This is a genomic window from Mycobacterium sp. EPa45, assembly GCF_001021385.1.
In the GTDB taxonomy this organism is placed as follows: domain Bacteria; phylum Actinomycetota; class Actinomycetes; order Mycobacteriales; family Mycobacteriaceae; genus Mycobacterium.
Genome location: NZ_CP011773.1, coordinates 671,016 through 690,479, shown reverse-complemented (window position 1 = coordinate 690,479; position 19,464 = coordinate 671,016). Strand labels below are relative to the sequence as shown.

General features: G+C 67.2%; 22 protein-coding genes. 8 read left to right on the top strand and 14 right to left on the bottom strand.

All coding sequences use genetic code 11. The features are described from left to right. Positions 1-179: 179 nt before the first annotated feature. Complete coding sequence (locus AB431_RS03125; RefSeq protein ID WP_047328710.1) at positions 180-1,295, top strand: glycosyltransferase; 1,116 nt, start codon at positions 180-182, stop codon at positions 1,293-1,295. Between the two features lie 5 nt (positions 1,296-1,300). Here AB431_RS03125 and fgd read toward each other — a convergent pair whose 3' ends face one another. Next, complete coding sequence (gene fgd, locus AB431_RS03120; RefSeq protein ID WP_047328709.1) at positions 1,301-2,311, bottom strand: glucose-6-phosphate dehydrogenase (coenzyme-F420); 1,011 nt, start codon at positions 2,309-2,311, stop codon at positions 1,301-1,303. A 76-nt stretch (positions 2,312-2,387) separates the two neighbouring features. Here fgd and AB431_RS03115 point away from each other — a divergent pair, with 76 nt between their 5' ends. Beyond that, the gene (locus AB431_RS03115; RefSeq protein ID WP_047328708.1) at positions 2,388-3,122 is read left to right on the top strand and encodes an MBL fold metallo-hydrolase; all 735 of its coding nucleotides are present in this window, start codon (positions 2,388-2,390) and stop codon (positions 3,120-3,122) included. On the opposite strand, the gene AB431_RS03110 is transcribed toward AB431_RS03115, so the two are convergent. The 4 genes from AB431_RS03110 to AB431_RS03095 form a co-directional block, all read right to left on the bottom strand. After that, positions 3,104-4,471, bottom strand: a complete 1,368-nt coding sequence (locus AB431_RS03110) for an NtaA/DmoA family FMN-dependent monooxygenase (RefSeq protein ID WP_047328707.1) — start codon at positions 4,469-4,471, stop codon at positions 3,104-3,106. The genes AB431_RS03115 and AB431_RS03110 overlap by 19 nt on opposite strands. Next, positions 4,468-5,580, bottom strand: a complete 1,113-nt coding sequence (locus AB431_RS03105) for an LLM class flavin-dependent oxidoreductase (RefSeq protein ID WP_047328706.1) — start codon at positions 5,578-5,580, stop codon at positions 4,468-4,470. Before AB431_RS03105 ends, AB431_RS03110 begins: the two co-directional genes overlap by 4 nt. Continuing rightward, the gene (locus AB431_RS03100; RefSeq protein ID WP_047328705.1) at positions 5,580-6,671 is read right to left on the bottom strand and encodes an LLM class flavin-dependent oxidoreductase; all 1,092 of its coding nucleotides are present in this window, start codon (positions 6,669-6,671) and stop codon (positions 5,580-5,582) included. Before AB431_RS03100 ends, AB431_RS03105 begins: the two co-directional genes overlap by 1 nt. A gap of 80 nt (positions 6,672-6,751) precedes the next feature. After that, positions 6,752-7,237, bottom strand: a complete 486-nt coding sequence (locus AB431_RS03095) for a GNAT family N-acetyltransferase (RefSeq protein ID WP_047328704.1) — start codon at positions 7,235-7,237, stop codon at positions 6,752-6,754. Positions 7,238-7,324: 87 nt separating this feature from the next. On the opposite strand from AB431_RS03095, the gene AB431_RS03090 reads away from it, so the two are divergent. Continuing rightward, entirely contained in the window at positions 7,325-8,188 is an 864-nt protein-coding gene (locus AB431_RS03090) for an SDR family oxidoreductase (RefSeq protein WP_047328703.1), read from the top strand. Here AB431_RS03090 and AB431_RS03085 read toward each other — a convergent pair. Next, positions 8,185-8,811, bottom strand: a complete 627-nt coding sequence (locus AB431_RS03085) for a TetR/AcrR family transcriptional regulator (protein ID WP_047328702.1) — start codon at positions 8,809-8,811, stop codon at positions 8,185-8,187. The genes AB431_RS03090 and AB431_RS03085 overlap by 4 nt on opposite strands. Positions 8,812-8,910: 99 nt before the next feature. On the opposite strand from AB431_RS03085, the gene AB431_RS03080 reads away from it, so the two are divergent. The 3 genes from AB431_RS03080 to AB431_RS03070 are packed head-to-tail and all read left to right on the top strand — an operon-like array spanning position 8,911 to position 10,086. After that, positions 8,911-9,387, top strand: a complete 477-nt coding sequence (locus AB431_RS03080) for a DUF1772 domain-containing protein (protein ID WP_047328701.1) — start codon at positions 8,911-8,913, stop codon at positions 9,385-9,387. Between the two features lie 2 nt (positions 9,388-9,389). After that, positions 9,390-9,692 carry an NIPSNAP family protein gene (locus AB431_RS03075; protein WP_047328700.1) on the top strand — a complete coding sequence of 101 codons (303 nt, stop codon included), beginning with the start codon at positions 9,390-9,392 and terminating at the stop codon, positions 9,690-9,692. 19 nt (positions 9,693-9,711) lie between these two features. Continuing rightward, positions 9,712-10,086, top strand: a complete 375-nt coding sequence (locus AB431_RS03070) for a DUF4267 domain-containing protein (RefSeq protein WP_047328699.1) — start codon at positions 9,712-9,714, stop codon at positions 10,084-10,086. On the opposite strand, the gene AB431_RS03065 is transcribed toward AB431_RS03070, so the two are convergent. The 7 genes from AB431_RS03065 to AB431_RS03035 all read right to left on the bottom strand — a co-directional run bounded on the left by AB431_RS03065 (position 10,087) and on the right by AB431_RS03035 (position 16,237). Then, positions 10,087-10,527 (bottom strand): hypothetical protein, encoded by a 441-nt coding sequence (locus tag AB431_RS03065; protein WP_047333028.1) that lies wholly within the window; start codon positions 10,525-10,527, stop codon positions 10,087-10,089. Between the two features lies 1 nt (position 10,528). Next, positions 10,529-11,740: an O-succinylhomoserine sulfhydrylase gene (locus AB431_RS03060; protein ID WP_047328698.1), complete on the bottom strand. Its 1,212-nt coding sequence runs from the start codon at positions 11,738-11,740 to the stop codon at positions 10,529-10,531. Continuing rightward, entirely contained in the window at positions 11,737-12,150 is a 414-nt protein-coding gene (locus AB431_RS03055; protein WP_047328697.1) for a rhodanese-like domain-containing protein, read from the bottom strand. The genes AB431_RS03060 and AB431_RS03055 overlap by 4 nt, the downstream gene beginning before the upstream one ends. A gap of 43 nt (positions 12,151-12,193) precedes the next feature. Further along, positions 12,194-12,631 (bottom strand): lumazine-binding protein, encoded by a 438-nt coding sequence (locus AB431_RS03050; RefSeq protein ID WP_200902690.1) that lies wholly within the window; start codon positions 12,629-12,631, stop codon positions 12,194-12,196. Next, complete coding sequence (gene purT / locus AB431_RS03045) at positions 12,628-13,806, bottom strand: formate-dependent phosphoribosylglycinamide formyltransferase (RefSeq protein ID WP_047333026.1); 1,179 nt, start codon at positions 13,804-13,806, stop codon at positions 12,628-12,630. The genes AB431_RS03050 and purT overlap by 4 nt, the downstream gene beginning before the upstream one ends. A 21-nt stretch (positions 13,807-13,827) precedes the next feature. Further along, on the bottom strand, positions 13,828-14,940 hold the full coding sequence (locus AB431_RS03040; protein WP_047333025.1) for an AAA family ATPase: 1,113 nt from the start codon (positions 14,938-14,940) through the stop codon (positions 13,828-13,830). Positions 14,941-15,010: 70 nt separating this feature from the next. After that, on the bottom strand, positions 15,011-16,237 hold the full coding sequence (locus AB431_RS03035) for an alkaline phosphatase family protein (RefSeq protein ID WP_158423505.1): 1,227 nt from the start codon (positions 16,235-16,237) through the stop codon (positions 15,011-15,013). Between the two features lie 16 nt (positions 16,238-16,253). Here AB431_RS03035 and AB431_RS30725 point away from each other — a divergent pair, with 16 nt between their 5' ends. Further along, positions 16,254-16,529 (top strand): hypothetical protein, encoded by a 276-nt coding sequence (locus AB431_RS30725; protein WP_052960169.1) that lies wholly within the window; start codon positions 16,254-16,256, stop codon positions 16,527-16,529. A 294-nt stretch (positions 16,530-16,823) separates the two neighbouring features. Here the strand turns inward: AB431_RS30725 and AB431_RS03030 are convergent, their stop codons facing one another. Then, positions 16,824-17,297 (bottom strand): MarR family winged helix-turn-helix transcriptional regulator, encoded by a 474-nt coding sequence (locus tag AB431_RS03030; protein WP_047328696.1) that lies wholly within the window; start codon positions 17,295-17,297, stop codon positions 16,824-16,826. Positions 17,298-17,356: 59 nt separating this feature from the next. Here AB431_RS03030 and AB431_RS03025 point away from each other — a divergent pair, with 59 nt between their 5' ends. Further along, a complete protein-coding gene (locus AB431_RS03025; RefSeq protein ID WP_082135531.1) occupies positions 17,357-19,456 on the top strand; it encodes an MMPL family transporter in 2,100 nt (699 codons plus the stop codon). Positions 19,457-19,464: the final 8 nt, after the last annotated feature.

The window sequence follows — 19,464 nt, the reverse complement described above, 5'->3', positions numbered from 1 at the left end:
AGTTAGATTCGCTTTCTTACGTGCCCACGCTCGGCCGCTCGCACATCACGTCGAATGACCAGGCTCGCGGATGAATTCAAAAGGGCCCGGACGATCGCCGGGCGAGAATATGCTGGCGGCCGGAGGACGTTTGTCCTGGCTTGTGACAGGCAACTGAGTCTGCAGTGGGGAGGTGAGACGTGATCGCAATCGTCCACGAACGGCTGACGGAGATCGCGGGGTCCGAACATGTCGTCACGCAATTGGCACGCGAGTGGCCCGACGCACCGGTCTACATTCCGATTGTGGATCGCCGGGTAACCGCCGAGTTCACCGATCGGGTGGTGACCGGGCCACTGTCGCAGGGATATCGCTACCTCGGCTATCGAAGCTATGCACCGTTGCTTCCGCTCGCAGCAGCCTGGTTCAGGCGATGCGATTTCGGGTCGGCGGAGGCCGTCATCATCAGCCACCACGCCTTCGCTGTGGCAGCCGCTGAAGTGGCCGGAACGCGACCGACGATCGCCTATGTTCATTCCCCGGCGCGCTGGGCGTGGAACAAGAAGATGCGTGACGCCGAGGCGGGCTCACTACCCGGTCGATTGGCACTCCAAGCGCTGTCGCACATCGCGGTCAACACCGAGCTGAGCGCCGCGAAGAAGCTGACCACGATTGTTGCCAACAGCACCGCCGTCGCCGATCGGATCAGAAAGCATTGGCATCGCGAGGCGGAGGTCGTTCACCCTCCGGTGGACACCGAATTCTTCACACCGGACCCGACCGAACCGGTTGAGGACTACTTCGTCCTCGCGGGCCGCCTCGTTGCCTATAAACGACCTGATATCGCCGTCAAGGCTGCCGCCGAGGCCGGGGTGAAGTTGGTGGTCGTCGGTGGCGGCCGGGATTTGGAGGACTGCCGAAAGCTGGCTGGCGGCAAGGACATCACGTTTCTCGGACGAGTCTCGAACGAGGAACTCCGGAGCGTCCTGCGACGCGCCAAGGCTTGTCTCATGCCTGGTGAAGAAGACTTCGGGATCGTGCCGGTGGAGGCTATGGCATGCGGGACCCCGATGATCGCACTCGGCGTGGGCGGCGTGCTGGACAGCGTGATCGACGGCGTCACCGGCACCTTGATTCCGCCGGGCGACGATGAATCGGTCATCGGTCGGTTCGCGGATGTGCTGGCACATTTCGACAGTGCTGCGTTCGATTCGGCGCAGATCCGCCGTCACGCCGAGACGTTCTCGCGCAGCGCATTCCGGCGCAACATGGCTGACGTGGTCAGCCATGTCCTGGCCGTTCCTCACCCCAGCTGAAAGTCCTAGCCGAGTTTACGCAACCGCGGCTCGAGGTCCTTCTGGAACAGCTCCAGGAACCGGCGCTGGTCGTGGCCGGGAGCGTGGAACACCAAGTGATTCAAGCCCCAGTCGACGTAGTCCTTGACCTTGGCGACTGCTTCGTCGGGATCCGAGGCCACGATCCACCGCTTGGCGACCTGCTCGATGGGCAGCTCGTCGGCTGCCTTCTCCATCTCGAGCGGGTCGTGGATGTTGGTCTTCTGCTCGGCGGTCAGCGACAGCGGCGCCCAGAATCGCGTATTCTCCAGCGCCAGTTCGGGATCGGTGTCGTAGGAGATCTTGATCTCGATCATGCGGTCGATATCGTCAGGGTTCTTGCCCGCCGCCTCGGCACCCTCTTTCATGGCGGGGATGAGCTTGTCCTTATACAGCTCCTCGCCCTTGCCGGACGTGCAGATGAATCCGTCACCGGCGCGTCCGGCGTACTTGGCCACCTGGGGTCCGCCCGCGGCGATGTAGATCGGGATGCCGCCCTCGGGCACGTCATAGATCGAGGCACCCTTGGTCTTGTAGTACTCGCCTTCGAAATCGACCCGGTCGCCCAGCCACAGCTCGCGCATCAACCGCACCGATTCGCGCAGCCGGGCGTAGCGCTCCTTGAACTCCGGCCATTCGCCCTCGTACCCCGTGGCTATCTCGTTGAGCGACTCACCGGTGCCGACCCCGAGGAAGATCCGATCCGGGTAGAGACATCCCATGGTGGCGAACGCCTGGGCGATCACCGCCGGGTTGTAGCGGAAGGTGGGGGTCAGCACCGACGTGCCCAAGATCAGCCGCTTGGTGCGCTCGCCCACCGCTGTCATCCACGCCAGCGAGAACGGCGCGTGGCCGCCTTCGTGACGCCACGGCTGGAAGTGGTCGCTCACCGTCGCGCTGTCCATCCCGTGCGCCTCGGCCAGCACCGCCAGCTCGACCAACTCACGCGGCGCGAACTGCTCCGCCGACGCCTTGTAACCCAGTTTCAGTTCAGCCACGCTCTCGTTTCTACTCCCCTTCGCCGGACGACGAGTGACCGAGTCCTAGTCGAGGATGCGCGCCTAGACTCGCGACATGGCCGTGGCCCTGACCGCAATCACCGAACACGTCCACATGGCGCAGACACCACTGGTCAATTGGACGGTGGTCAGCGACGACGCCGGTGTCATGCTGATCGACGCCGGCTTTCCGGGCAGCCGCGACGACGTGCTGACGTCGCTTCGCGAATTGGGGTTCGGCCCGACTGACGTGACGGCGATCCTGCTGACCCACGCCCACGTCGACCACTTCGGCACCGCGATCTGGTTCGCCAAGACCCACGGCACCCCGGTCTACTGCCACGCCGACGAGGTCGGCCACGCCAAACGCGAATACCTGCAGCAGGCGTCCCCGGTCGACCTGATGAGGCACGCCTGGCAGCCCCGCTGGGTGAAGTGGTCGCTGGACATCATGCGCAAGGGCGCATTGACCCACGAAGGCATTCCGACGGCGGGCGTACTCACCGACGACATTGCCTCGACGCTGCCCGGCCGGCCGGTGGCCGTGCCGACACCGGGCCACACCGGTGGGCACTGCTCCTACATCGTCGACGGGGTGCTGGTCGCCGGCGACGCGCTGGTGACCGGACATCCGCTGGCGCCCAACAAGGGTCCGCAGCTCCTGCACCGGGTGTTCAACCACGACGAGTCGGGCTGCGTGCGCAGCCTGTCGGCGCTGGCGATGCTGGAGGCCGATGTGCTGATACCCGGGCACGGTGACCTGTGGGTGGGGCCCGTGCGCGACGCGGCGCGTCAGGCGACTCCGGCCTGACGGCTGCGCTCCGGCGCATTCAATCCGAGGTTGTCACGCAGCGTGACGCCTTCGTAGGCGGTGCGGTAGACGCCGCGCTCCTGTAGTAGCGGCACGACGGTGTCGATGAACTCGTCCAGCCCATGCGGGGTCAGATGCGGAACCAGGATGAACCCGTCGCAGGCATCGGCTTGGACGTGCCGGTCGATCTCGGCCGCGACATGCTCGGCGGTGCCCACGAACTGCTGCCTGCTGGTGACCGCGATGACCAGTTCCCGGATCGACAGATTGTCGGCCTCGGACCGCTGCCGCCAGGCGTTGGCTAGCGCCTTGGGGTCACCGTGTCGCACCCGGCCCTGGCTGACGGTCGGGTCGTCGGCGGGTTCGACGTCGGGTAACGGGCCGTCCGGGTCGTAGCCGGACAGGTCGCGCTGCCAGACCTGTTCGAGCATCGCGATCGCGGTCTGCGGAGTGACCTGCTGGCGCCGGATGTAGTGGGCCTTCTCCTCGGCATCGGCGGCGGTATCGCCGAGGACGAACGTCGCCGCGGGAAATACCATGAGGTGGTCGGGATTTCGGCCGTGCGCCACCGCGCGGGACTTGACGTCGGCATAGTAACGCTGCCCGTCGTCGAGCGCACCGTGCCCGGTGAACAGAGCGTCGGCGTGCTTGGCGCCGAAATCGCGGCCCTCGTCGGAGTCGCCGGCCTGCAAGAGCACCGGATGGCCCTGCGGCCCCCCGGGCAACGTACTCACCCCACGGATGTCGAACTGCGGGCCACGGTGTGACACCGTCTTGATCCGGTCCGGGTCGACGTAGGTGCCGGTCTCCGGGTCGGCGATCACCGCGTCGGCGGCCCAGCTGTCCCAGAACTCACGGGCGACGGTGATGAATTCCTCGGCGCGCCGGTAGCGGTCGGCGTGCTCGAGAAAGCCGCCACGCCTGAAGTTTTCGCCGGTGAACGCATCCGACGACGTCACCATGTTCCACGCTGCACGGCCATCGGAGAGGTGGTCGAGACTGGCGAATTGCCGGGACACCTCGAACGGCTCGTTGAACGTGGTGTTGATCGTGCCGGCCAGGCCGATGTGTTCGGTGACGGCCGCGAGCGCCGCCAGTACCGTGAAGGTGTCGGGGCGACCCACCACGTCCAGGTCGTGGATCCGGCCGCGGTGCTCACGCAGTCGCAGGCCCTCGGCGAGGAAGAAGAAGTCGAACAGCCCCTCTTCGGCCTTACGGGCGAGATGGATGAACGAGTCGAACTCCACCTGACTGCCGGAGTCCGGATCGGACCACACGGTCGTGTTGTTCACCCCGGGGAAGTGTGCCGCCAGGTGAACCTGCTTGCGCTGCTTACCTTCGCGAGTCATCCTGCCACACCCCAACGTTTGGCCAATAGTTCGTATGAGCGCAACCGGTCGGCGTGCTGATGAGTCGCGGTCGTCACCACCAGCTCGTCCGCGGCGGTGACCCGTACCAGGGCGGCGAGCTTGTCGGCCACCTCCTCGGCGTCGCCGACGAATTGGGTGGCGAGCCGGTCCTCGACCACGGCCCGCTCCTGGTCGGTCAGCGGTTCGACGGTGTCGGGATCCGGGTACGGCACCGCCCCGCCCTGCGCACGAATCGAATACACCCATCGCCCAAACGGTTTCGCCAGATGGTGCGCGGTGGCGGAGTCGTCGGCGACGACGACGTCGGCGGAGACCACCACGTGTGGTTTCGACAGATGCAGCGACGGGGTGAAGGCGGCCCGGTAGGCCTCGACGGCGTCGAGCGCCGAGCTGGGCGTGATGTGATAGCTCGCGACGAACGGCAGGCCCCGCGCCCCGGCGACTTCGGCGCTCTGTCCCCTACTGCTGCCGAAAATCCAGGGTGTGAGACCGGAGTCCTCCCCGGGTACGGCGTGGACGGGGAAATCCTGCACCGTGTGGCTGCCGTCGAGCAGCGCCAGGACGTCGCCGACCTGGTCGGCGAAGTCCGGCGACACGGCCTCGGGCTGGGTGAGAACCGTTGACAGCGCCCGCATCCGCGGGCTGGCGAGCAATGTCCGCGTATCGAACGCCGACGGCACCACGACGCCGTCGACCTCACGCCAGGGTTCAGCGGGGCGCGGCGGCTGCTCGCCGCGCTCGGCTTCTTTTCGGCGCTGACCCGAGCGACCGAGCCCGAGGTCGATGCGCCCGGGGTGGAATTGCTCGAGCATACCGAAGCTCTCGACGACGGCCAGCGCGGTGGTGTACCCGAGTTGGACCGCCGCGGCGCCCACCCGGATCCGTTCGGTGGCCGCGGCGATCTGGCCGATCAAGACCGCCGGAGCCGAACTCGCGACAGCGACGAAGTGGTGCTCGGCGACCCAATATCGGCGGTAGCCCCACTGTTCGGCGTGACGCGCCAGGTCGACGGTGTTGTGCAGCGCGGTGGCCGCATCGCTTCCCGCGCTGATCGGCGAAAGGTCGAGGATCGACAGCGGGACGCTCATCACACACCCGCTTTCGCATAGCGGTTGACGGCGGCCGGTAGGCCGAACCGTTCCCGCAGCGTCTCGCCGTCGCGGTAGCGGGTGCGAAATTGACCGGCCCGCTGCAGCAGTGGCACCACCTCGTCGACGATGACCGGCAGGTCGGTAGCGTTGACCGCGGGACGCAACCGGAACCCGGACAGGCCGAGGTCTCGCCAACCCAGCAACACCTCGACCAGCTGCGCGGGGCCGCCGGTGAATATCAGTGCATCGGAACGGAAGTCGCCGTCGCCACCGAAGCTAACCACCAGGTCGGCGACGGGCTTCGCCGCGCCACTCAACTGACTCAGTATCTCCCGGACTGAGGCCTCGTCGGTCGGGGTGACGAATACCAGATCGGCTGCGGCGGCGGCGAAGTCATATACCCGCTGCGCGTGCGCGAGGGCCGCGACCACCGGCTGGCCCTGCGGAGGGCGAGGGGTGATCGACGGGCCCTTGACCGAGAAGTACCTGCCGGCGAAGTCGATGTAGTGCAGCTTGTCGCGGTCGACGTAGCGGCCGGTGGCGACGTCGCGGATGACGGCGTCGTCCTCCCAGCTGTCCCACAGTCGTCGCACCACATCGACGAAGTCGGTTGCCTCGTCGAACAATTCGGTTCCGTCGGGCACAGTTCGCCGGCCAAACACGGCTGCCTCGTGCGCGGTCGGGCTCACCCTGGCCTGCCAGCCGGCCCGGCCGCGGGTGACAAAATCCAGTGTCGCGATGGCTTTGGAGACGTGAAACGGCTCGGTGTGGGTGACCGTCGCCACCGGGATGAGCCCGATGTGGCGGGTCACCGGGGCGATCCTGGCCGCGACCAGAACCGCGTCCGCCCGGCCGGCGAGCCGGCGCGGACTGATCTGCGCCTGGCGCCCCGGTTGAGCGGTGAAGCTGTCGTCGATGGTGAGAAAGTCCAGCAGCCCGCGCTCGGCGGTGGCGGCGAGCTCCGTCCAGTACCGGCCGGACGTCACCGGACCGACCGTCGGGTCGGCGGCCAGCGTGTGCTGCCAGGCCCGCGGGTGCCAGCCGTAGCCGTCGAGCGCGACGCCGAGGTGCAGAGGGTTTTGCGCCATCACACAACTGTCTAACGTGCCGTGGCAGAACGCATTCCGGAACCGGGGGTTGTGATCACCCTGATTTCAAATGTGCCCAGCTAGCCGTCGAACAGGACTTTGACGAAAGCGATCGGATACTGGTCGGCAGCACTGGGTAGCGGCTCGGCCAGGCGGCTGTAGCCACAGCTGTCGTAGAGCGCCTCGGCTTCAGGTTGCCGGTTGCCGGTGGTGAGGTAGATGCGCCGGTAGCCGCGGCGGGCGATCTCGGTCTCCAGGGCCGCGAGGAGCGCAGCGGCATGACCCTGCCGGCGGTGCCGGCTGTCGGTCCAGATTCGTTTGAGTTCGGCGGTGTCGTCGTCGAAGCGGCAGAACGCCCCGCCGGTCACCGGCAGTCCGTCGAGCACCCCGATGAACATGCCTCCGTCGGGCGGGCTGAACTCACCGGCCGAATGGTTGCGTAGCCACGCCGCCACCGCCGCTTCCGGCGCCTCATAGCGGGTGGCGTACTCGACGGCGAGCTCCGCCAGCAGCGGTCCGGCCAGCGCGTCGTCGAGGTTGACGGGCACGAAACGCAATCCGCTCACTCATCGAGTGTGCATGCACGGCGCCATCCGAGGTGATTCTCGAAACACCCTTTCACCCGAAAGTTGACACCTGTAAAGTTCCCGGCCATGGACAACATCCGCGGCAAGACCATCGCGATCACCGGCGCCGCGCGGGGCATCGGTTTCGCCACCGCGAGGGCACTCCTGCAGCGCGGCGCGCGCGTGGTCATCGGTGACCGGGACGTGGCGCTGGAGGAGTCGGCGGTGGCGCAGCTCAGCAAGCTCGGCCCGGTCTCGGGCTATCCGCTCGACGTCAGCGACCCGGAGTCCTTCGCGACGTTTCTGGACAAGGCCCGCGCCGACGGCGGCGGCCACATCGATGTGCTGATCAACAACGCCGGGGTCATGCCGGTCGGCCCGTTCCTCGACCACACCGATCAAGCGGTCCGCACCGCCGTCGAGGTGAACTTCTACGGCGTGCTCACCGGCTGTCGGCTGGTGCTGCCGGAAATGGTCCGGCGCCGCAGCGGTCACATCGTCAACATCGCCTCGATGGCCGGCATGCTGGCCGTGCCGGGGCAGGCCCTCTACGCCGGCACCAAGTTCGCGGTGGTTGGGTTGTCTACCGGGCTGGCTGACGAATTCGCCCCCCAGGGTGTCCAAATCAGCTGCGTGATGCCGACATTCACAAACACCGAGCTGATCTCGGGCACGCACACCACCGCCGCGACAAAGCCGGTGCAGCCCGAGGACATCGCCGCCGCCGTGGTCAAGGCACTGGACAAGCCGACCACGTCGATCTCTGTTCCGGGCTTCTCGCGCTTCTTGGCCGCCGCGGTGATGTTCCTGCCACCGCGCGGACGGCGTTGGCTGTCCAAGCAGATGGGCACCGACCGGGTGTTCCTCGACTTCGACACGACCGCCCGCGCGGCCTACGAGAAGCGCGCCCAGAGCGCCACCGGCGTCGTGGAGACCCCGGAGCAGAACTAGCGGGCGCCGCGCCGGTGGTCGACGACAGGGCGACCACTTGACGTCCCGGCCCGGTCGGTGAACTCGGTGACGAGCAGTCTGACCCGCTGCGCCTCGTAACCGGGGCGGAGCCGCCCGGCGCGGCCGAGCGTGACCAGTCCGTGCAGCGCAGCCCAGAACACTTCCGTGAGGGTGTCGGCGTCGCGGGCACCAGCGACGTCGCCGACCGCCTGACGCACCTCGGCGAAGGCCGCCTCCATCTCAGCCGGGGTGTCGTCAGCGGCAAAGCGCAGGCTGGTCGCGCGGGTGAACATCGCGTCATAGACCGCCGGGTTGTCACGCGCGAAGTCCAGGTAGGCCAACGCGACCTCGGCCAACGAGTCGCCGGAATTCGCGGCGCCGGTGCGGGCAGCCTCGATGGCCTGTGCCAGCTCGCCGAACCCGTCGACCGCGACCGCATCGGCGATCTGATCCATGCCGGCGAAGTGCTTGTACAACACCGGCTGGCTGTATTCGATCTCCGTCGACAAGCGCCGGGTCGTGACGGCATCCCAGCCCTCGGCTTCGGCGACCGCACGTGCGGTCGTGACGATCAGTCGTCGCCGCGCAGCCCGTTCGCGCTCGCGGCGATCATCCAGAGCCATACCGTACGATAGCACAGCTAGAAAAAATAGCACTGCTATTGCGATTGACCCGCGCCCGGGGTTAGCGTTGCTAACACCTACGTCTGATCGGAGCGCGACATGGATTTCACCCTCATCACCAACAGCACGGCAGTGGTCGCGGTGCTGGCTACCGCCGTGGTCTATGGCACCGATGTGTTCTGCGCGATGGTGCTCAAACCAGCCCTGGCGGCCGTCGACGACGATGCCCTCGTGGTGGTCACCGGCCGCGTGCACCAATACGGAGACCGCCGCATGCCGGCGCCCGGCGTGCTCGGCGTGCTCGCCGCCACGGCTTGTGCGGTGCTCGCCGCGATGAGCGGACACCGTGCGCAGGCAACGGCGGCAGGGATCGCAGTGGTCCTGCTGCTGATTTGGCTCATCATCTACGCACGGGTGAGCGCACCGATCAATCGCCAGCTGACGGCGGCCGCAGTCAGCGGCCACCTGCTTCCGAACGCACGTGCGCTGCAAGCGAAGTGGGATCGCGTCATCAACGCTCGGGCGGCCCTGCAAGGCCTCGCGATCGCCGCTCTCTGTGTAGCACTGGCGATTTGACCATGTATCAGCTGCGGATCTACACCCTCCGGTCAGCCGAGGCGTTGCAGCAATACGCGACGGTGCACTGGGATCGGCACCTGGACACCTTCCTCACTTTCGGGGTCAGCACCCAAGCGGTGTGGGCGGAGCGATCCGGCGGCGCACACCGGCTCGTGGCGCTCATTCGCTACCCGGCCGACGCCGATCCCGACAAACTCGCACAGCGCATCATGGCAAGCCCCGAGTTCGCTGCCGACATGGCCGGCTTCGACACCCGCGGAATCGTCGATGTCGAAGCCATTCTGCTCGACCCAATTCACTGATATACGAGAGGTTTTCATCATGACCATCACCATCGGCTACGCGCTTTCCGGGCTCATCGCAGCGGCCATCATCGTCATCGGCGCGCGGTTCATCGTCGCCCCCCGCGTCGCTGCGGCCGGCTACGGTGTTCCGGCCGATCCACGCCAGCCAGCCGTAAGCGCCTACCTCTACGTCAAGGGGGTGCGCGATATCGCATCGGGGATTTTCGTGATCATCCTCATGATTGCCGGCGCCGCACATCTACTTGGCTGGATCATTCTGGCCGCCACGATGATCCCGGTCGCCGACGCGCTCATCGTGCACCGCGACAACGGTCCGAGATCAATCAGCCTCGGCGTGCACGGCGCCACGGCCGTCGTCATGCTGGTCACGGCCGCCCTGTTGCTGTTTTGACTAAGCCAGCACCGGCACGGCGCCGCCGGGCCGATAGCTCTCGATCGAATCGATCTGGGCGAGAAGCACTTCCGGTGCGACACTGTAGAGCGCGCCCTGCTCTTCGCCGGTGCCGACCAGTACCGCCTTGACGCCCTCGGGGAAGTCGTCGTCCTCGCCGGACGCGGTGATCCAGATCCGCGTGACCGGCTCGTAACGCTCGTCGGCCACCGCGGCGGCCGACGGTTCGAAGAACCAGCTGATCAAAGTCTCGGTGGAGAACTCGGCGTCGAACGTCCAGCCGCGGGCAACCAGCCACTCGTCGAATGTCTCGACCGCCTGGGCGAGTTCGACATCGATGTCGTCGACAGTGTCCTTCAGGTCACCAGGAAGCCAGCGCTGGTCGCGGACGATCTGCCGCTTCTTGCGACGGGCCTTCTTGGCGTCGGATTTTCGGGACACGTCAGCCCAGCGCACGTTCCAGGTCGGTGATCAAATCCTCGGTTCCTTCCAACCCCACCGAGATCCGGACCACGCCGTCGCCGAGCCCGATCGAGGCCCGGCCCTCCGGACCCATCGCGCGATGTGTGGTGGTCGCCGGATGGGTGATCAGCGTCTTGGCGTCACCGAGGTTGTTCGAGATGTCGATGATCTGAAGCTTGTCGAGCACCTCGAAAGCCCGCGACTTGCCGCCGTCCAATTCGAAGGTGACCACGGTGCCGCCGCCACGCATCTGGCGCTTGGCCAGGTCGAACTGCGGATGTGATTCCAGGAATGGGTATTTCACCCAGTTCACACCCGGCTGGGCTTGCAGGAATTCGGCGATCCGCTGCGCGGAACGGTTCGAGTAGTCCACCCGCACCGCCATCGTCTCCAGACCCTTCAGCAGCACCCAGGCGTTGAACGCCGACAGTGCGGGACCGGTGTGGCGCATCAGCTTCTGCACCGGTCCGTCGATGTATTCCCTGTCACCGAGGATCGCCCCGCCGAGCACCCGACCCTGACCGTCGATGTGTTTGGTGCCCGAGTACACCACCACGTCCGCACCGAGCGGGAAGCCCTGCTGCAGCAGCGGAGTAGCAAAGACGTTGTCCAACACCACTTTTGCTCCGGCAGAGTGTGCCATCTCGGAGACCGCGGCGATGTCGACCAGCGACTGCATGGGGTTTGACGGGGTCTCGAAGAACACTGCCTGCGTCGGCTTGGACAGCGCCTCCTCCCACTGCGACAGGTCATCGCCGTCGACGAAGACGGTCTCCACGCCCCAGCGCGGCAGGATTTCGTTGCACACCACGAAGCACGAGCCGAACAGGCTGCGCGCCGCCACCAACCGGTCGCCGGCGCCCAGCAGCGCGCCCAGTGAGGTGAACACCGCGGCCATGCCAGACGCGGTCGCGAACGCGGCAGGCGCGCCCTCGATCAGCCGCAGCCGTTCCTCGAACATCGAGATCGTCGGATTGCCGTAGCGGGAGTAGACATACCGGTCGATCTCGCCGGTGAATGCCTTCTCCGCCTCGGCCGCCGAGGAGTACACGTAGCCCGAGGTGAGGTACATCCCCTCGGCGGTCTCCTCGAACTCGGAGCGCAGCAGGCCACCCCGCACCCCCAGGGTCGCCTGGCTGACACCGTCGGGCAGCGGCGCGGGTATGCGAACCGAAGGCACCTCGTCGGTCATGACTGCTTCCAGGGCAGACCCAGTGCGCGCCAGCCATTACTGCCCCGATGGCCTTCTCCGTCGAGCTGGCCTTCGAAGCCGTCGAGCATGTTGTAAGACGGCGCGATCCCGGCGGCGGTCGCCGTCTCGGCCGCCGGGATGGAACGGTTGCCGGAGCGACAGATAAACACCACCGGACGATCACCGGGCGTGACACCCGCGGCGTTCAGCTCGGCGACGAAGTCCTCGTTGCGCTGACCGTTGCTGCGGTTCCACTCGACGAACACGACGTTGCGGCCCAGGCTGGTCAGATCGGGCACACCGACCCATCGCCATTCGGCGTCGGTGCGGCAGTCCACCAGCACCGCGTCGGGGTTCTCGCTGAGCAGCTTCCAGCTCTCCTCAGGGGTGATATCTCCTGCATAGCTCACGTGCCCGAGTCTCCCACAACTACCTGGCGCGAACCGAGCGCACCTAGACCGGCCCCGGCGAGCAGACCGTCCATTCCCCGTTCTCGCGGGCGAAGGTCATCGGCGTCTTGAGCAAGGCGCCGGCCGCGTGCTCGAAGTGGTAAGTGACGGTCGCGGTGGCCTTGTCACCGTCGATCTTCACATCGGTGATGTCGTCGACGTACCGCGCACCGTGGGCGTCCTTCGACTTGTGTTGGCCGGCAAGAACATCCGCTTCGACTCCCTGCTGGGCGGCGCAGGTGTACTTGCGGAAGTCCGAGTAGTTGTCGCGCTGCAGTGCGTCGTTCTGGCCGACGGCGGCGCGCCCGACCAAGACGTCCTCGCTCATCGGCTTCTTGTCGACCAGCCAAGCGATCCCCACCGCGGCAAGCACGAGCACCGCTACGCCCAGGGCGATCAGAATCGGCATCGGACTGGCGCCGTCGTCCTCGCGCTCGGTCACGGCTGCCACACCCGGTGCAATGCGGTCGACACCTGCCGCACCCGATCGCGGGCGGTGGTGACGTCGGAGGCAGTGGCCAACGCGACCCCGAGCCGCAATCGCGCGCCTCCCTCGTGCCGACCCAACAGCCGCACGTCGCTCTCCGGGACGACCAGCGCCTCGGCCAGAATCGCCGGGTTGATGTCCGCACTGCCGGCGCTCTCCTCGGCACCGCCGTAGGTGACCTCGGCTGCGCCGGGCGAAATCATGATGGTGTCCACCGTCAATCCCAGAACGGCACGGGCATGCAGCTCGAATTCCGACAAGCGCTGGGTTCGCAGCGTGACCAAGCCGCTGTCATACGGGCGGACGCTGACGTCGGAGAAGTACACCTCGTCACCGCGGACCAGGAGTTCCACCCCGAACACCCCGCGACCGCCGAGCGCCCGCACGATCCGGGCGGCCACCGACTTCGCCGCGCCCAGCGCTGCCACCGTCATCTGCTGCGGCTGCCAGGACTCCAGAACTCCACCGTCGACCTGACGATGCCCGATCGGCTCGCAGAAGTGCAGGGTCGGTCCGGCTGGACCGTCGGTCCGCACCGTCAGCAAGGTGACCGCATAGTCGATCTCGACGACGGTCTCGGCCAGCACTCGGTTGTGCGGTACCCGCCCGCCGGCCACGACAGCGCGTTGCCATGCGGGCTCGACGTCGTCGGGGCGCAGCAGCACCGACTGGCCTTGGCCGGGCACCCCGATCACCGGTTTCACCACCAGTGGGAAGCCGGCGTGGTCCGCGACGGCGGTCAGCTCGTCGACCGACCCGGCGAACCAGAACGGCGCGGTCGGCAGGCCCAGCTCGTCGGCGGCCAGCCGCCGCATCCCCTCCCGGTCCAAGCTCAGCTGGGTGGCGTAGACGCCCGGCACCACCTGGGTGGTGCCGCTGTCGGCCGCCGCGCGCAGCGCGTCGATGGCTACGGCGTTGGTGTCGACGACGATGTAGGCCGGTTCGACGCGGGCGATGGCGGCGGTCAGCTCTTCGGGGTCGGTGATCTTCACGACCAGCGCCTCGTCGGCGACCTCGTGAGCGGGTGCGTCGGCGTACCGATCGACGGCGATCACCTCGGCTCCGAGCCGCTGGAACGCCAGCACCAATTCGCGACTCAGCTCACCCGACCCGACCAGCATCACCCGCATGATGCCCAAGGATAGGTGGGCTCATCCCCGCGCAGGCCAGTGCCAGGGCGGCTCGTCGAGCAGGCCCTGTCCGACGATCGCGGTCCGGCCCTCGTCTTTGGTGAGTTCGATCGCGCTGACGTCGGGCTGATGGGCGCGCAATGCTGCGACCAACGCGCCGGAATGGGTGACGACGACGATCTGCGAACGTTCCGCGGACCGCGCGATGAGCGCGGCCAGTGCGGGCAACAGGTCGGGGTGCAGGCTGGACTCCGGTTCATTGAGCACGGTCAACTCGGCCGGTCGCGGGGTGAGCAGAGCGGCGACCCACAGCAGGTAGCGCAGCGTGCCGTCGGAAAGCTCGGCCGCGGTGAGGGCGCGCAGCATGCCGGGCTGGCGGAGCATCACCTCGAAGCGGCCGTCGGTGCGGATCTGCACCGTGCTGCCGGGGAACGCGTTGTCCACCGCCTCGGCCAGCGCACTGGCGTCGCCGATCTCCGAGATGGTTTGCAGTGCAGCGGCCAGGTCCGCACCGTCATGGCTCAACATCATTGTCCGCGTGCCGATCTGGGGCTGCCGGGCGGGCGCGTCGCTGTCGGTGCGGACATGGTCGTAGAACCGCCAGGACCGGACCCGCTCACGCAGTGCCAGCAGCTCGGGCGCTGCCTGCGGGTCGGCGAGTTCGCTGAGCATGCTGTCGAACGGCCGCAGCGTCCCCGCCGTGCGCCAGCCGTCGTCGACATCGCGGAGCAGGACCGTTCGCACCGACCGTTGGGCCAGCAGCGTCGAGGGTCGCAGCGCCGCACCCGCCCAGACGGTCTCCGACTTGATCTCGGGGTCCAGATTGAACGCCGTCTTCGTCTCCTGCGGCATGCCGAAGTCCACGGCGTAGCCGAAATCCTCACCGGCAAAGCCCAACTTGAGGCTGACCGGACCCTTGTCACCCGGCCCCGCCCACATCGTCGAACTCAGCCCGCCCTCCCGGGCCAGCGCGTTGACCGCGCCGTTGCGCGCCGAATCGGCCAGCAGCCGTAGCGCCCGGTACAGGCTGGACTTACCGGAGCCGTTCGGGCCGGTGACGACGTTGAGGCCGCGCAGCGGCAGGATCAGGCGGCGCAGCGACCGATAGTTCTCCACGGCGACGGTGTCGAGCACGCCCCCACCTAACCAGGGGCTGCTGACACCGGCGGGCACGAACACAGCGACCCGGGACGGCGCCGTGCGCTCAGACGGCGATGGCCTCCGGGGCAGGCACCCCGGCCACCGGCGGCAGCGGTTGCACGCCGGGCACCGGCGTGTAGGGCCACAGGTCCGGCGGGATGATCTGGTTGCCGGTCACGCCGGTCAGCCGCGCGATGATCTGCGCCGGGATGTTGGTCAGCTGATAGAGGACCGCGCCGACGAACTGGATCGGCAGCTTCAGCGGTGACGACATGTCCGCGGTGAGGCCGTTGAACAGGGTGTACACCACGTACGGGATGGTGGCCGCGATGGTCCGGACGACCAGCGCCACGTTGGTGGCGATGTCGGGATAGCCGTACATGGCGATCGCGTCGGTGAGGGCCTGATTGAGCGCTGCCTGGCCTGCCGCGACCGGCTTGTAATCATTCGCGGAACGGTCCATCAGGGGCATGCCCTCGGCTGAGAAAGTCAGACCGAACAGCGCCGCCACCGTCGGCGCGACGTCGATATTGAGGTAGGTGTTGTTGATCGCGCCCGCGGTGAAGCCGGTACCGTTCGCGATCACGAACGTCGTCGTCTCCCAGGGTGTTTGGAAACCGTGCGCGCGCATGTCGGACCCGATGCGGATGGTCGGCCAGGGCACCTGGCCGTGGTCGGTGGTCACGAGCACCGTCCACTTCTCCATCGGATGCGCAGCATTCCAGAGGTTGACCTCCTTCATGATGTCACCGACGTTCGCGTCGACGTTGCGCAGCGCGTCGCGGTACTCCTGTGAGCCGGCGTCGAACTCGTGCCCGGTGTTGTCGACCCCGACGAAGTAGCTGAACTGGAAGCTCGACGTGCCGGCCGTGGTGCCCTTGATCGCTTCGACGGACGCCTGGCCCACCAGATCGTCGGTGTCCAGCCAGCTGTTGTTGTACTTCGGGAAGAACTTGATCAGGTCCGCGGGCAGCGCACCGGCGCCGGCAATCTGGGCGATGTTCTCCCAGTCGGCGATCGCGGTGGTCTTGATCGTCGAGTCGAACTCCTCGAGCCGATTGAAGATCGTCGGCCAGGTGTTGTAGGTCCACGGCGTGAAGACGTTGTTGATGACGCCGGCAGTCTCCCCCCACACGCCCGTGAGAATTCCCGTCCACGAGGGGTTGGAGATCGTGGTGTGTCCGACGATCGTCGACGCGGCGGTGGTCCCGCCGTACATCAGGGCCTGCAGGTTCACATTGGCGGGGTCTGCCAGGATCGCGCTGAGGTTGGTGCCGTCGATTCCGATCACCAGCACGTGCGTTGGAGTGCTGACCCCCAGGGTGTTGACCGATCCGTCACTACCGGCCGCCGGCAATGCCGTCGCGGTGATGACAGCGCCACGGCGGCTACGCGCAAGCCCGGGCGATGCCGGGTTCGAGGCTCCGCCGGCCGAGGTCACCGGCGTGACGCCCAACGTCGACAGAGCCAACGAAAGCGCCTCTGCCGCGGGCGGTGTCGCAGTACGAGCCGCTTTTCGGCTGGCCGTCGCCGCCGCCGGCTCGTTGACCGTGCCGGCGCTTCTTGCCTTCGTCGCCGGCTGAGATGACAGATTCTGCGAGCGCGCGCGGGCCTTCGGTCCGGCACTTGCCGTGTTGGTTTTCGAGGAACTGGTCGACGGGCTCGCGTTGGATTCGGTCGAGTCGGCGTAGGCAACCGCGGTGGCGACCGTAGTCCCCAGGCCGAAGATGCCCGCGGCGGCGACTCCCACGCAGAGTTGTCTGGCTCGATTCATAAGCACCCGATTCCCCAAGACCCGTTAGACGCCAATAGTTTTGCCTACTTCAGCATGGCCCGCAGCAAAGTCGGCAAAAATAACGCGACCGGCAAGTGACCGGCTATGAACGCAGATCGGCGCGGAACGCGGTCATCGCTTCGAGAACCGCGGTGAAGACTCGGTGCGCTGCCGCGAGATCCCCATCGGGCAGTTCCGCCATGGCGCGATGGGTGTGGGTGGCCAGCGGTGTGAAGAACGCCCGACCCACCTCGATGCCGTGATCGGCGTAGCGCAGGATCACCTTGCGTCGGTCGGCCGGATCCGAGTCCCGCCGCAGGTGGCCGGATTCGATCATCCGCTCGACCAGGTAGGTGATAGCCGCCCCCGACAGTCCCATTCGGGTGCGCAGCTCGCCGGCGGTCAGCGGAGTACCGGCGTTCTCGGCGACCATCACATGCACCAGTGCGCGGAAGTCATTGGCCGATAGCCGGTGGATCCCGGCGAACGCCCGCCCGATCTGGTCGGACTCGGCCGACAGCGCCTGGACGTCGGCGACCACGGCGGACTCCAGAGCGGGCCGGCCGGATGAGTCCATGTGCCGAGGATATCCGTTAAGTAGATGAAATGTTAAGAAATTGAAGCTATCTTGGTGTCATGCACCGAGGACTCGACGGCCGGCGTCCCGTATGGGATCGCATCGGCGAGCTCGTCAGCAACCGACATTCTTGGCTATTAGCCCTGCTCATCGCGGTGATCGGTGGCGGCCTGATGGGCGTCATCGGTCAGGGTTCCTCGGCCGACCAGTCGCCGGTCGCGCTGCCGACCAGCGCCGAATCGGCGAAGGCAGCTGCGCTGCTCAAGGACTTCCCCGGCGGCGGGGCGGCCCCGGTGATCCTCGTCGTCAGCCGGTCCGACGGCGCGGCGCTGACACCGGCCGACCTGGCCGCCGCCGACGCCGCGCGAGTCCGGATGATCGCCATCACCGGCAAGGGCGGTCCGCCCATCCCGGTGACCGCCTCCGAAGACGGCAAGGCGGCGTTGGCACCGGTGCCGGTCGATGCGACGCTGTCCGGCTTCGCGCTCAACGATGAAGTCAAGTCGCTGCGGGACGCGGCCAAATCCGGACTGCCGGACGGCCTTGCGGTCAATGTCACCGGCGGTCCGGCGTTCGGCGCCGACATCGCCAACGCGTTCTCGGGCGCCAACATCACCCTGCTGGCCGTTACCGGCGCGGTGGTCGCGTTGCTGCTGATCATCACCTACCGCTCGCCCGTGCTGTGGCTGGTACCCCTTCTGGTCATCGCGTTCGCCGATCGGGTCGCCGCGGTGCTGGGCTCCGCCATCGCCGAAGCGACCGGCATGGCCGCCGACGGTTCCACGTCGGGCATCACGAGCGTGCTGGTCTTCGGTGCGGGGACGAACTATGCGCTGCTGCTGATCTCGCGCTACCGCGAGGAATTGCGGTCAGCCCCCGATCACCGCAGCGCCCTGCGCACCGCGGTCCGGTTCGCCGGGCCGGCGATCGCGGCAAGCAATGCCACGGTCGTGCTCGCCCTGCTGACGCTGCTGTTCGCGTCATCACCGAGCACCCGCAGCCTTGGTGTCCAGGCCGCCTCCGGCCTGGTGGTCGCCGCCGTGTTCGTGTTGCTGATGCTACCGCCACTGCTGGCATTGTTCGGCCCGAAGTTGTTCTGGCCGTTCGTCCCTCGCGCCGGTGGGGAGCAGATCACCGCCACCGGCGCGTGGCACCGGGTCGCGGACTGGGTGTCGAATCATGCCGGCCGGGTCACCGTCGCCTCCACCGCAGTGCTGATCGCACTGGCCGCCGGACTACTGGCAACCCCGGTGGGGCTGAATCAGATCGACCAGTTCCGGGTCAGTGCCGACTCGGTGGCCGGTTACCGGACCCTGTCGGCCCACTTCCCCAGCGGCCTCACCGACCCGACCCGGGTCATCGGTCACACCGACTCCGGCGCCGCAATCGAGCAGGCCATCCGGGCCACCCCGGGCGTCGTGTCGGTCAACCCCGCGGGCGAGTCGACTACCGGGCTCACCCAGTGGCAGGTCGTGCTCACTGCCGAGCCTGCCTCAGACGCGGCATTCGATAGCATTGCCGCCCTGCGCAATTCAGTCCACCGAGCCGATCCCGGCGCGTTGGTGGGCGGCTCGGACGCGCAGGCACTGGATGCCAAGAATGCCGCGGTCCGCGACCGCTGGGTGGTGATTCCAGCCATCCTGGTCGTGGTGCTCGCCGTGCTGTACATCCTGCTGCGGGCAGCGCTCGCTCCGCTGGTGCTGGTGGGAGCCACCGTGCTGTCGACAATGGCCGCACTTGGATTGGGCGGTTGGGTCAGCGTGCACCTGCTGGGCTTTCCCGCACTGGACAACACCACACCGCTGTTCGCGTTCCTGTTCCTGGTCGCACTCGGCGTGGACTACACGATCTTCCTGGTGACCCGGGCTCGCGAGGAGACACCGCAGTACGGCACCCGCGGTGGGATCGTGCGAGCGGTGTCGGCGACCGGCGCCGTGATCACCAGCGCCGGCATCGTGCTGGCGGCGGTGTTCACCGTGCTGGGCGTGCTGCCGTTGATCGTGCTGACCCAGCTGGGAATCATCGTGGGTCTGGGCATCCTGTTGGACACCTTCGTGGTTCGCACCGTGGTCATTCCGGCCCTGTTCACCCTGATCGGCCCGGCGATCTGGTGGCCGGCGTTCTCGCGCGCCGAGCTGGACGCCGCAGAGGGCGCGTAACGTCGTGG